A 12557-nucleotide genomic window follows, 5' to 3' on the forward strand; every position below is an offset into this window, starting at 1 on the left:
CTTGCTTTACACGGCTCTTGCTAACTCGATAATGGATGTTCCATTATTCAACCGTCGGCAAAAAACATCACTACATTTTGTATAACGTTCAAAAAGTTTTTCAGCTGCATGGATATCCGAATAAACTTTCCAGTAGCCACAAAGTTTAAATTTTTGCCCTTTATTTTCAATAAACCCAATAACATCTGCATATGGATAGCCCAAAAACAAACCAATTTCATGGGGAAATGTTTTTTTCAGCTGCATCCTAATTTTAAGATATATAAGACATTCTTCGACACCATCGGATTGTCGATAACCTAAAGATAAAAGCAAATCTCTATTTGGGGGCTGTGTTAAAATTTGCGCTAAAGCAGTTTTACGATAAACAAGAACAAGAAAATAATGTGGACTTTCTGAAAGAACCTCAAAAAAAATGCCTTTGCAGTTTAAACATTTTTCATATTCCTGTAATAAACTGAAAAAATCATTCATTTTTCGTTTTTGTACGGTAATCAAATTGCCAACTTTAATGCCAGCAAGAGTTGGTGCACAATGCAGGGCCAGTAATTGTTCAAATTTCCTGTTTTCAACCATAAGTTGCTCCTCATATAATAAAATTTATCAATAACTCGTCTATTTATTGATTTGTCTTTTTCTATTATAGTTTATTTGATAATGATTTTCAATATCAAATTTGAATTATTTATATTTTAGCGAAAAAAAAACTGTTCATCATTATGATGAACAGTTTTCCGCTAAAGAAAAAATTCTTATTCTGATAAAGCTTCGACGCCGTCTTCGGTAATCAAAAGTGTTTTTTCCCATTGTGCTGACAAGGAATGGTCTTTTGTATAAACCGTCCAATTGTCTTTTCTATCAACAATCACTTTGTATTTACCAATATTAATCATCGGTTCAACCGTTAATACCATCCCAGGTACTAACAACATACCTGTGTTTTTTTCACCAGTATGGGGAACAAACGGTTCTTCATGGAATTGTTTTCCAACACCGTGTCCGCCCAGTTCCGTTACAACAGAGTAGCCATGCGCATGCGCATGCGCTTCAACGGCTGCACCAATATCGCCTAAAAATCCCCAAGGTTTAATCGCTGCAATACCAAGTTCCATACATTCTTTGGCTACTCGCACTAAGGTTTCGGCCTCTACAGAAGCCTTTCCAACAATAAACATCCTTGATGCATCGGCATAATAACCATCTAGTATCGTTGTGATATCAACATTAACAATATCACCATCTTTGAGAATGGTTTTTTTTGATGGAATTCCATGACACACTACATCATTAATCGAAATACAAATACTCTTTGGATATCCTTCAAAATTCAGACACGCTGGAATACCACCCTGTTCAATAATAAAATTATGGGCGAGCTGATTGAGCGTTTCTGTATCAATTCCAACTTTTATATTGGCGCCTACTAAATCCAAAGCCGCATTATTGATCGTCGAACTCTTGCGAATTCCTTCAATGTCTATATCATTTTTAATTATACTTTTAGGTGGTCGAACCTGACCTTTTAATATATCCAAAGGAATATTTTTTATCTTTTCATCAAAACTCAAATGGCATTTCTTATATTTACGACCGCTGCCGCACCAACACAAATCATTTCTTGTCATAATTATAACCTCTCTTTTTTCTTTCTAATAATATTATATGACCTTTTGTCAAGTGATACGATTATAAATTTTTCTAAAAACAAATTTTTTGCAATCCATATTGTGTTCTGTATTGCAAAAATGTATACTAGAAGTAAATAATTGAATACGGTTTTTCTTCGCTATCCGTTCGTACTTATCTTTCATTTTGTTACATTACATAGCAAAGGAGAAACTCTATGAATATTGCCTTTTTTTTAATTCCCAAAAAAGATGTCGTTTGGCTAAATTCAAATGCCAGTATGCGACAAGCACTCGAAAAAATGGAATATCACCGGTATACAGCGATTCCACTGATTGATGATGATGGAAAATATGCCGGTACTTTGACTGAAGGGGACCTGCTCTGGAAACTAAAAAATGCCTCCGGCTTCTCATTTCATGATACGGAACAAATTAAGATTAAAAAAATCCCGCATCAAATAACGAATCAAGTCGTGCAAATCAGTGCCGAAATGGAAGACTTATTATCTCTGGCAATCGCGCAAAATTTTGTTCCGGTAGTGGATGATCAAAATATTTTCATTGGCATGATTCGCCGCCGTGAGATTATCGAATATTACGCGAATTTTTCAAAACGCAAAGTCATCTAAATCTTATCAGTAGGACATCAAATACCTTTCGCTTTAGAACAAAACTAAAGCGAAAGGTATTTATCTATATCCCCCCCTATCGTCTTTTGCTGATAGACTTATAGTCCAAGCTGGATTCTTTAATTCATTATATATTTTGAGGTGTACCCTATGAAAAATTTTTTATATCTTATGTCGTTCTTGTTTTGTATATGTGGTACTATATTGTTTTTTACAAATGCAAAATTGATCCAAAACACTTTTTCTAGTGAAATAACACCCGCTACACAAGCTGCAAATGAGAAAGCCTCGGTCATGCGAAATGCCTTGTATCCAACCCTGCCGCCAGAAGCGAACGGTAACATTATAATAAAACCACTTACTTCAAATCCAAATCAATATATCATATTATGTAAATTTACATTAAATGATACATCCGCTGATGCGAAATTACGAATGCAGACGATCTGCCGTGATTTTATATTTATGACATATAAAACCGCGTTGGAAAATCAAATTGATATTGCTGCTTCAACCGTTTTCATTCGCTGCCCGGATGATCGTATCGGTTTAACCGTCGGTTTAGGTCAACAAATTGCCGCCAAATTTGAAACGACCTACTGGTCTCAGCCAAATGACAGCCCAGCGGATTTTATGTTATGGTTACAGGAAAACAAACATAATGCAGTCGACGCTTTTCATAAATGCACCTATGGCGGGATCTATGCAAAAAAAGAATAAAAGAAACCTCTAGTAGATCTTACTGCTTCAATTTACGCATTCCCCAGCAAAAATTCACCTGTTTCTTTATCATGAATAAAAATTTCGCCCGTTTCGATAATATAATGCCAGCCACTCAGTTTCAATTTTCCTTGCATTACTCTTTCATAAATATAGGGATATGTCATCAAATGAGTCAACTGTTCAACAACATTGGCCTGCTCCATCATCCATTGCCGCGCTGCTAAATCCGTTTCTGGAATCCGTTTCATAACACGATCTTTCACCGGCTCCATCAGTTCAAGCCACTTTTTGATATGAGGCAGCGTATCATCCAATGGATCTTTCTCAGCCAAAACAGCGCCGCAACCACCACAATTAGAATGCCCGCAAACAATTATGTCGCTGACATTTAAATAAAGTACTGCGTATTCAACAGCTGACGTCGTTGCCAAGTATTCAGTTGATTCACGATAAGGCGGTGCAATATTGCCAATATTACGAATAATAAACAATTCACCGGGCAAACTGCCCGTAATCATATTCGGATCAATACGAGAATCGGAGCATGTAATAAACAAAGTTTGTGGTTTTTGTTGTGATTTCAATTTTTGAAATAACTCTCTATGTGTTTCAAAATCTCCACGTCTAAATTTCATGATTCCATCTAAAAGTCTCTGCATAATAACGCCCCTTCCTTTGTATGTGAAAATTAAAACAAGCTTTTATTGTATATACTACCATAAATTCTATATTTCCTACAGAAAAATCAAGAAATTTCGAACATAACCAGGAAAAACAATTTAAAATTTTCGTCGTAAAATTCAATTTATACACAAATAAAAAGAAGTATAGCTTCCTATACGCCTATACTTCCTTTTATTTTATGTTTTTTAAACTTTTGAATCCAGATCCACAGTTTCAGCCATCGTAGGTTCTATTTCATCTTTTGCTCCCCAGTAACCAGCCAGCAATGAACCTGTGAAATTGTGCCAAACGCTAAAAATCACCCCTGGAATTGCTGCGACTGGATCTAAATGCGCAATTGCCAGAGCTACAGCCAGGCCTGAATTTTCCATACCAATTTCAAAGGAAACTGCTTTTGCTTTTTTGTGCGGCATCCCAACCAACCGGGAAATACCATAACCAAGACTAAGGCCAAATCCATTATGCAATGCAACCGCCACGAAAGCAATCGCCGCAATCGTCACCAGTTTAGCAGCGCTTAGTGCCACAACAATCGTAATAATTGCAATAATCGCCACGACCGAAATCAGTGGAATCAACGTCATAATTTGCTTCACAAACGAATAACAAAAAGTTCGCAGCAGTAAACCTAAAACGATCGGGAATAAAACTATTTTTAAAATATCAATCAATAATGCATCGGCTTGAATTGGAATCAAAGTACCAGCCAGCCATAAAAAAATAAAAGGCGTAACAATCGGAGCCAGCAAAGTATTAACACTGGAAATCGTAACAGAAAGTGCAGTATCGCCTTTCGCAATAAACGTCATAACATTTGAAGCCGTACCACTTGGACAGGCACCCACCAAAATAAGTCCCGCCGCCAGCAAAGGTGGTAAATCCAAGACCTTTGCCACACAAAAAGCCACCGTCGGCATAACAAGGTAACGCAAGAGCACACCATACGCAACATCTTTAGGACGCGTAAGAACTAATTTAAAATCGCCCAATGTCATTGTAAGTCCCATGCCAAGCATAATTAGCCCCAACAGATATGAAATTGATCCGGCAAAAGGTTTAAATGGTTCTGGAAACAAAAAAGCCGCTACAGCAAAAACGATCACCCATAAAGGAAAAAGTCTTGTAATTATTCCAGCAATATTATTTATCATAATTCAGCACTCCCGTATAAAACGACTTTTGTATATTACCAAAAGTCACTTAATTAAAATTTTAAAATTAATTATATAATACTGTTACAATAAAAACAAGCAGGAATATAAAAACTCAAGAAAATGAAAGTTTAAATGAACCATGAATTAACAATGAAAATCTAATAAACAAAGCGAAAATACGATAAGTAACACAATAAGCAAAACCAAGCCCTCCTGCTAAATCAATTTATTTTATTTTACTACTAAAATATGACAAAATTGTGAAATTTCAACCTGTGCGCAAATAAGTATCTGATATACTATTTTTAATAATATATAATGCATGAAAGAAATTTAGCCTATGCCTCATTCCTGACGATTACCATATAGAATATTTAATACAACTTACTATAGATGATTTAAAACAGTGCGAATATATGGTATAATTTAAAAATAATTCGTACAAATGAGGAGTTTTCCAATGGATATTCGGCAATTATTTGTTTTAGAACAAAAAAAAGAAGAAAAAATTCTCTTATTAGATAAATGGGACCAAAAATTCAATGAACAGATTACCGCTTTCAAAAAAACGATCTTCGCTGAATTCGATGCGTTTTTTGAAAACAATAATTTTCCATTTACTTTAACTGAAGAAACCCCGACAAAACACATTATGAGCTATAAAGAACATACTATTATTTTAGAAAATACAGCCAACAAATATAATAACCTGCAATTCCACCTTTCCTTGCGATTTGCTTTTGATATCAAGGAAAATATTATCAAAATAAACTACATTCCACAGCACTCACCCTCTTGGCAAAATGAAATCGCCCATACTGAAAATGCATCTGATTTAGAAAAAATAATCGTTTCTGATTTAAATAAAATCAACAAAGAAATTTTTCTTATTGAACACCAACTAAATAATCTTGACACCTTAAGCTGGCGTTTTAATTATCCAAAGCCCTATTATACGAGTATCTCAAACCTATTAAAATATCTCTTATTAGAAAATAACTAAATCATCTACAGGACTTTTACAAATAAAAAACACATCAGGTCCCATCTGAAAATGGGAACTGATGTGTTTTTTGCTATTTATTGCTAAAGTACTATTTTTTCTATACGAACTTATAATTTCCCTTTGGTTTAAAAACGGAATCGGTGAACTGCTTTTTGCATGTTCCGGGCCATTTCCGCTAAGGCATTGCTGGAAGCTGCAATCTCTTGCGCGGAAGCAGATTGTTCTTCCGTAACAGCAGCTACATGCTCCGATTCAGCAGCTACAACTTTACTTTTACGATCAATTTCACCAACTGCTACAACAATCTGCTGGCTTCCTTCGGCCATATGATCGATAACCGTCGACATTTCCTTCATCTGATCGGCTACACGAAAAACAATACTCTTGATATGTTCAAAAGCCGTCCCTGTAACCTGAACCACATCCACTCCTATGGCAACTTCTTTCGTACCATTTTCCATAGCAGTTACTGCATCGGCTGTATCGGTTTGGATACCATCGATCAATATTGTAATCTGTTTCGCCGCGCCCTGCGATTGTTCTGCCAATTTACGAACTTCCTCTGCGACGACAGCAAAGCCGCGGCCTTGTTCACCGGCTCTGGCAGCCTCAATAGCCGCATTGAGTGCCAAAAGATTTGTCTGTGCCGCAATCCCTGAAATCGTTTCTATAATCTGACCAATTTCCTTTGAACTTTCACCAAGTTTACTGACTACCTTTGAAGAAAAAGTTACCGTTTCTTCAATATATTTCATTTGCGTTACGGCTTTTGTAACCGCCTGAGCTCCATCGACTGCCGCTTGCGAAGCTTGTGAAGACTGTTCGGTTACTTCATTGACACTGGCAGCAGCCTCTTCGAGTCCAGCCGAAAGAGTCTGCACAACCGCTGATGTATGGTCGATCGACTTTAGTTGATGGGTCGCACTTTCTGCAACAGCCGTTATCGCCTGTGCCCCCTGTTCAGAAGCACGCGCTGACTGTTCTGCACTTGATGTCAGTTCTTCCGATGAAGCAGCCACCTGCTCAGCTGTATTGGCTACCGTTCGCATTACTTCAGACAAGTTCTTCTTCATTTGATTAAATGAACGCCCCAGCTCACCAATTTCATCATTCGTATCCACTAAAACATCAGGCTGCGATAAATTTCCGTCCGCAATAGCCGCTGCGGCCCTGCTGACCGCCTGTGCCGGACGAGAAATCTTCCGACTGATGTATTGCCCAATACCTAATGCGATGAATGCAACAAAAATATTAACAATTAGCAGCATCCGCTGAATCGAAACAACCTGCTCATTTGTAAGCTGTTCATCAGCTTTTACAAAATCATCGACATTGCTTATCATTTGTATGGAAGCTTCCATGGCTGCCTTGTAAGGACGTCCCGCCTCTGACATATAACGGCTTACTTCATTTATATTATTTTCTTTTTTAGCAATAAAAGACTTTTCCGCAATACTTTCATATTCTGCTTTGCCTTGATGTATCCTCTCAACAATTATTTTATTTTTTTCCACAGATAAAATACTTTCTAACTGTTTCAATTTATCCTCAGACTGCGTGCGATATGTATTGAATACCGTAATATCATTTGTATCACCCGTGAAATTAAAACGCCGCATCGCAACCGCTTCATTCGCAATATCAGCACTGATCCCTTGCGCTAAAGACATTTTTTCCATATGGCTTCGAGCCGCTTGGATATGCATCTGATTGAGCTGCCCTACCTCATAATAGGTAAATGCACTCATAACCGCTACAATTGCTATGACAACAGCAAAAGCCATAATAATTTTTTTATTAAGATTCCAATTCATAATACCCCTCCATACCTGAATCACTAAAAATTCCTTGAATTCCATACTATTTATAAAAAGAGACAGTTTTGTTAATATACCATTATATTAACAAAACTGTCTCTTTACAGACATCCATAAACTGTATCCGTAATCCAGCATTCTCTGAAAAACATATAGTTTCTTCATTATATCATACAAAGATAAATTATAACACACAGATTTTATTGATCTTTATGCTACCAAAAATAATGAAAATTTCTACACACGAAAACACAATTAAAAAAAGCTGCCAGGTTACATCATTTTCATAATGTAACCTGACAGCTATAGATACAGTTTTCCGCAAAATCATTTGCCATTCTATTTCATCTGTAAAACGTTTTGGAACTTCTATCTGCTTTTATAAAACTCTCTGGATATGCATACCAAGCAGGCCGATTTCTTCCTGTGCCACATTTCGCCCAAGCTCTTGGGCCAAATCCTCACAAATTGCTTGGGCCAGTACATAAGCTTCGGGAAAACTTTGCTTCGCATAATTCTCCATATCAATATTCACACGTTCACCTTTGATGATGCGCACGATCATATAACGGATATGACTTACCAATCGATTGTAGCCTAAAGAATTCTTAATAAAAGTTTTTTTTAATTCAGCTTCTATTGTCCCAATCGTTTTTTTTACCAAGCGGGCTGTGTTCAAACCTTCGGATACATTTTCATCGGATAACCCCGCATGGATATGCAGTGTAATATAACCGGCTTCATCTTCAGAAATTGTTGTCCCCGAGATTTCTTTGATAATTTGTCTGCCTTTTTCTGCTACTTTATATTCATCGGGAAACATAGCCATGATATCCTGATGAAAGGGATTGGGCAATTCTTTCCCCTCCTTGGCACGTTTTACTGCTAAAGCAATATGATCAGCCATAGGCAGCAGAATATCATGATTTATTTTTTCAAACTGCAATTCAGCTTCATCAATAATCCGTGCCGTAATTTCAATGTAGGCTGGTGCAATTCCATTTACCATCTGCAATGCAGATATATTGGTACGAGAAACCAGCTCATAAATTTTTGCATCTTTAATATGATCGATACGTTCACCATTTTTTTTGCAAAAACCAATTCCTTTACCGAGCAAAATGATTTCTCTGTTCGCTTCGTCGAGTGTCAACAATCCATTATTATTCAAAACCTTAACGATCCGATACACAGTAATAAATCCCCCTTACAGAACCCTGACCATTAACTATTTTCTTATAGCTATTATACCTTATAACGAGAAAAACGTCATCCGCAGGGGGATTTCTTCACGCCAAACTCTTATATATGGAAAGTTTATCTTTCTTCCGTGATTTCAATACCAGGCAATTTCATTTAAAGCCTGGACAGCTCCCATCTTTTGCAGATGAATTTCCTGACCTTCCTGCAGCCCCGTAAAAATCACCAAACAAGCATCCGAAGTAGCATTTTCCTTAATATAATCTACATCAAAATGCATGAGTTTATCGCCTTTTTTGATTTTCTGATTATTTTCGACAAATACCTCAAATCCTTTGCCACCAAGATTCACTGTATCTACGCCAACATGAATGAGATAGTCGGTACCATCAGAAGATTGTAAACCAATTGCGTGTTTTGTTTCAAAAACAAACATAACTTCACCATCAGCTGGTGCAAACACGTCTCCATCGGATGGAGTTACGAAATAGCCATCTCCCATCATTTTACTGGCAAATGCTTCATCTGGAGCTTCCGTAATTGGTTTGATCAGACCCGTAAACGGCGAACAAAGAATATGTTTTTCCATCGCTGCTGTTGGGCCTGTCTGTTTTGCAGCTGCGTCAGGTTCAGAAACTTCATTTTTAAGAACAGCTATTTCCAATGGCCCTGCCAATTCATCAGGAGCATTTTCGAGATAATCTTCAAGATTCGATTTAATGACCGTCACTTTTGGTCCATAAATAATCTGCACACCCTGACCCTTGCTGATAACACCAACAGCGCCAGTCTGTTTCAACAGTTTTTCATTGACCAAAGTAGAAGTTTCTACGGAGCAGCGAAGCCTTGTTGCGCAACAATCTACAGATGTGATATTCTTTTTTCCACCCAATCCCTGAACAATAGCAGAACTTAAGGCATCATCACCACGTTCAACATTCGTCCCGCTCGCTTTTTGTGCATTGACATCCGCTTTTGTATAAAGCTTTGTTTCTTCATCTTCATCCTCACGACCGGGTGTCTTAAGATTGAATTTTTTGATCAAGAACGTAAAAATGAAGTAATAGAGAAAGAAATAGAGAATGCCCACTGGTATAATATAGAGCCAGCTTGTTTTATCATTTCCTTGTAAAATACCGAAGATAAAGAGATCAAGCAAACCACCCGAAAAAGTTAACCCCACTGCGATATTGAGCATATGGGCAATCATATAGGCAGCACCGGCAAGTATAACCTGCACATAAAACAGCATAGGTGCTACAAATAAGAAAGAGAATTCAATTGGTTCGGTAATCCCCGTTAACATACAGGTGAGTGCCGCTGAAAGTAAGAGCCCGCCTGCGATCCTCTTTTTTTCCGGTTTCGCACAACGATACATGGCAAGTGCTGCTCCTGGTAAACCGAAAATCATAAAAATAAATTCACCAGAAAAGTATCTTGTCGCATCCGCATTAAAATGCGTTACATTAGGCGAAGCAAGTTGGGCAAAGAAAATATTCTGACCGCCCTGAATCAAACTCCCATCAACAACCATGCTGCCACCAACGGCAGTTTGCCAAAAAGGAAGATAAAATACATGATGCAGACCGAATGGAATAAGTGCCCGTTTTACAATACCAAAGATCAAGGTACCAATGTAACCAGTTCCTGTCACCAGTCCACCCAACGCAAATATACCATTTTGAACCACTGGCCAAATGAAATACATTACAATACCTACAAAAAGATACACAATGGTAGATATAATTGGTACAAATCTTGAACCACCAAAAAAGGATAGTGCATCCGGTAATACGATTTTATGATAACGATTATGTAATGAAGAAACACCGAGACCGACAATAATACCACCAAATACGCCCATCTGTAAAGTAGGAATACCACAGACACTAGCAATCGTTCCTTCCAATACGCCAGGAGCCACTGTACCATTCGCTAGAACCTTACCGGTCAAAACGAGTACAGCATTAATCGAAACGTGCATAACAAAAAATGCTATCATCGAAGAAAGCGCTGCCACTTCTTTTTCTGCTTTTGCCATCCCAATAGCAACACCTACGGCAAAAATAATTGGCAAATTATCAAAAATAGCACTCCCCGCCTTACTCATAATAACAAGCAACGCATGAAGGATTGTACCATCACCTAAAAATTCTCCTAATCCATATGTAGATATTGTTGTTGCGTTCGTAAAAGAACTGCCCACACCAAGTAACAAACCGGCTACTGGTAAAATTGCAATCGGCAGCATGAAGCTTCGACCAACTCTTTGCAGTACACTAAAAATTTCGTCTTTCATTGATTTCTTCCTTTCGTTTTGTTACAAGCAAAAAAGGCACCAACTACCGTGACACATCAAAAAAGATGCCTCCATGATAGTTAATGCCTGCATAACCAGTAACACACTATATTATTTGTTTATTGCACTAGTATCATATACTATATCATTTATGTTGTCAATACAGGTCAAACTCATTCACCATATGCGTAAAGTATTATTCTCCCCTACAAATATAAAAAGCCGCCTTTATTTCTGTTTATGACTCTTGCAGGAGATATCTAACAAAAAATAGAATCTTTATTTATGTAGTAATGTAACTAAAAAATACGCATTGCTGCATAGATTACCTCCTCAGTTAAGTTTCAAAAATATACCATAGTAAAATGGGATTGTGTTTTCGCAACATATTTTGAAATTGAGAGGACGTGAACTGAAATGACAACGGATTTAAATTTTGATCTTCCGCAAGAACCCGGTATATATAAAATCTATCGTCGTGACAAAACGACCGGAGAACGAATTTATGTAGGCACGGCTGAAGTTGAATTCACACCCGTAGCATCTAATAAAAAACCAATAATATAAAATTTACAAAATTATTTTTATGAAAACAAAAACCCCCAGACTTATCAAAGTCTGGGGGTTTTGCTTTCATAAAAAGGGTTCACTCAAGCAAAAATCTTAACACGCTGTTCGATTGGTAATTTTTCAATTGCTTTAACTGCCTGCAAAGGCTGACCAAACGGCATTTGCGCAATTAACTTCCAGCTTGCTGGTATAGCAAATGCTGCTTTTACCTGATCATCAATTAAAGGATTGTAATGCTGCAGATTTGCTCCTAATCCCAAGTTCGTCAAAGCCGTCCAAATAGCAAACTGAAGCATTCCATTGGCTTGTTGTGCCCAAATTGGGAAATTATCCGCATAAGCAGCAAATTGTTTTTGCATACCTTGGACAGTTTCTGTTTCATCAAAAAAGAGTACGGTCCCATAAGCGGCTGCAAATCCCTTTATTTTTTCTTCTGTAGCTGCAAAATTTTCGGCTGGTACAATTGCCTGTAAAGTATCGTGGGTAATATTCCATATTTTATCATGGTTATCCCCAAAAGCAACAACAACTCTTCCCGACTGCATGTTAAAAGAAGATGGAACTTCCTTTACCATATTTTCTACAACCTCAATAATTTGTGCGGGTGAAACTTCAATTTGTTTTCCCAATGCGTAATTTGTCCGACGATTAACCACTGCTTCTTTAAATGATCTCATTATAAAAATCCCCTCTCTTTGCCTATCCATTTTCATTAAAAATATTTTTAACAACACACATTTTGAATCATAAATAAATGACTGTAATATCATTTTATGTCACACACAAACAACTTTCAATAAGTGTGTAACTTACTTTATGTAATTATATTATATCAATTACTTAAGTT

At 37.1% G+C, this 12557-nt stretch carries 12 protein-coding genes; 4 read left to right on the forward strand and 8 right to left on the reverse strand.

Annotated features, from left to right (window positions below):
* Positions 1-6: 6 nt before the first annotated feature.
* Positions 7-576, reverse strand: coding sequence for a DUF3793 family protein (locus BMY14_RS16885; protein ID WP_019554064.1), 570 nt, complete (start codon positions 574-576; stop codon positions 7-9).
* A gap of 176 nt (positions 577-752) precedes the next feature.
* Positions 753-1625, reverse strand: a complete 873-nt coding sequence (map, locus tag BMY14_RS16890; RefSeq protein WP_091834413.1) for a type I methionyl aminopeptidase — start codon at positions 1623-1625, stop codon at positions 753-755.
* A gap of 218 nt (positions 1626-1843) precedes the next feature.
* Here map and BMY14_RS16895 point away from each other — a divergent pair, with 218 nt between their 5' ends.
* Together BMY14_RS16895 and BMY14_RS16900 are read left to right on the forward strand one after the other, a co-directional pair.
* Positions 1844-2257: a CBS domain-containing protein gene (locus tag BMY14_RS16895; RefSeq protein WP_019554062.1), complete on the forward strand. Its 414-nt coding sequence runs from the start codon at positions 1844-1846 to the stop codon at positions 2255-2257.
* A 150-nt stretch (positions 2258-2407) separates the two neighbouring features.
* Entirely contained in the window at positions 2408-2977 is a 570-nt protein-coding gene (locus BMY14_RS16900; protein WP_091834416.1) for a hypothetical protein, read from the forward strand.
* 32 nt (positions 2978-3009) lie between these two features.
* Here the strand turns inward: BMY14_RS16900 and BMY14_RS16905 are convergent, their stop codons facing one another.
* Together BMY14_RS16905 and BMY14_RS16910 are read right to left on the reverse strand one after the other, a co-directional pair.
* Entirely contained in the window at positions 3010-3639 is a 630-nt protein-coding gene (locus BMY14_RS16905; RefSeq protein ID WP_019554060.1) for a carbonic anhydrase, read from the reverse strand.
* Positions 3640-3849: 210 nt separating this feature from the next.
* Positions 3850-4815 (reverse strand): bile acid:sodium symporter family protein, encoded by a 966-nt coding sequence (locus tag BMY14_RS16910; RefSeq protein ID WP_091834419.1) that lies wholly within the window; start codon positions 4813-4815, stop codon positions 3850-3852.
* Positions 4816-5278: 463 nt separating this feature from the next.
* On the opposite strand from BMY14_RS16910, the gene BMY14_RS16915 reads away from it, so the two are divergent.
* Complete coding sequence (locus BMY14_RS16915; protein WP_091834422.1) at positions 5279-5821, forward strand: hypothetical protein; 543 nt, start codon at positions 5279-5281, stop codon at positions 5819-5821.
* Positions 5822-5949: 128 nt separating this feature from the next.
* Here the strand turns inward: BMY14_RS16915 and BMY14_RS16920 are convergent, their stop codons facing one another.
* The 3 genes from BMY14_RS16920 to BMY14_RS16930 form a co-directional block, all read right to left on the reverse strand.
* Positions 5950-7638, reverse strand: a complete 1689-nt coding sequence (locus BMY14_RS16920; protein ID WP_091834425.1) for a methyl-accepting chemotaxis protein — start codon at positions 7636-7638, stop codon at positions 5950-5952.
* Positions 7639-8020: 382 nt separating this feature from the next.
* Positions 8021-8833: a PRD domain-containing protein gene (locus tag BMY14_RS16925; protein WP_091834427.1), complete on the reverse strand. Its 813-nt coding sequence runs from the start codon at positions 8831-8833 to the stop codon at positions 8021-8023.
* Positions 8834-8977: 144 nt separating this feature from the next.
* Positions 8978-11140 (reverse strand): PTS sugar transporter subunit IIABC, encoded by a 2163-nt coding sequence (locus tag BMY14_RS16930; protein WP_091834430.1) that lies wholly within the window; start codon positions 11138-11140, stop codon positions 8978-8980.
* Positions 11141-11557: 417 nt separating this feature from the next.
* On the opposite strand from BMY14_RS16930, the gene BMY14_RS20680 reads away from it, so the two are divergent.
* Positions 11558-11707 (forward strand): hypothetical protein, encoded by a 150-nt coding sequence (locus BMY14_RS20680; protein WP_019554054.1) that lies wholly within the window; start codon positions 11558-11560, stop codon positions 11705-11707.
* Between the two features lie 83 nt (positions 11708-11790).
* Here the strand turns inward: BMY14_RS20680 and BMY14_RS16935 are convergent, their stop codons facing one another.
* Positions 11791-12387, reverse strand: a complete 597-nt coding sequence (locus tag BMY14_RS16935; protein WP_218144927.1) for a nitroreductase family protein — start codon at positions 12385-12387, stop codon at positions 11791-11793.
* Positions 12388-12557 lie beyond the last annotated feature (170 nt).

Source organism: Propionispira arboris (genome assembly GCF_900109225.1).
Lineage (GTDB): Bacteria > Bacillota > Negativicutes > Selenomonadales > Selenomonadaceae > Propionispira > Propionispira arboris.

What these genes read in the sequence shown, in the direction of transcription:
- BMY14_RS16885 (WP_019554064.1), bottom strand. Translation starts at nt 576, where the DNA reads ATGGTTGAAAACAGGAAATTTGAACAATTACTGGCCCTGCATTGTGCA.
- BMY14_RS16915 (WP_091834422.1), top strand. Translation starts at nt 5,279, where the DNA reads ATGGATATTCGGCAATTATTTGTTTTAGAACAAAAAAAAGAAGAAAAA.
- map (WP_091834413.1), bottom strand. Translation starts at nt 1,625, where the DNA reads ATGACAAGAAATGATTTGTGTTGGTGCGGCAGCGGTCGTAAATATAAG.
- BMY14_RS16900 (WP_091834416.1), top strand. Translation starts at nt 2,408, where the DNA reads ATGAAAAATTTTTTATATCTTATGTCGTTCTTGTTTTGTATATGTGGT.
- BMY14_RS16930 (WP_091834430.1), bottom strand. Translation starts at nt 11,140, where the DNA reads ATGAAAGACGAAATTTTTAGTGTACTGCAAAGAGTTGGTCGAAGCTTC.
- BMY14_RS20680 (WP_019554054.1), top strand. Translation starts at nt 11,558, where the DNA reads ATGACAACGGATTTAAATTTTGATCTTCCGCAAGAACCCGGTATATAT.
- BMY14_RS16905 (WP_019554060.1), bottom strand. Translation starts at nt 3,639, where the DNA reads ATGCAGAGACTTTTAGATGGAATCATGAAATTTAGACGTGGAGATTTT.
- BMY14_RS16920 (WP_091834425.1), bottom strand. Translation starts at nt 7,638, where the DNA reads ATGAATTGGAATCTTAATAAAAAAATTATTATGGCTTTTGCTGTTGTC.
- BMY14_RS16935 (WP_218144927.1), bottom strand. Translation starts at nt 12,387, where the DNA reads ATGAGATCATTTAAAGAAGCAGTGGTTAATCGTCGGACAAATTACGCA.
- BMY14_RS16910 (WP_091834419.1), bottom strand. Translation starts at nt 4,815, where the DNA reads ATGATAAATAATATTGCTGGAATAATTACAAGACTTTTTCCTTTATGG.
- BMY14_RS16895 (WP_019554062.1), top strand. Translation starts at nt 1,844, where the DNA reads ATGAATATTGCCTTTTTTTTAATTCCCAAAAAAGATGTCGTTTGGCTA.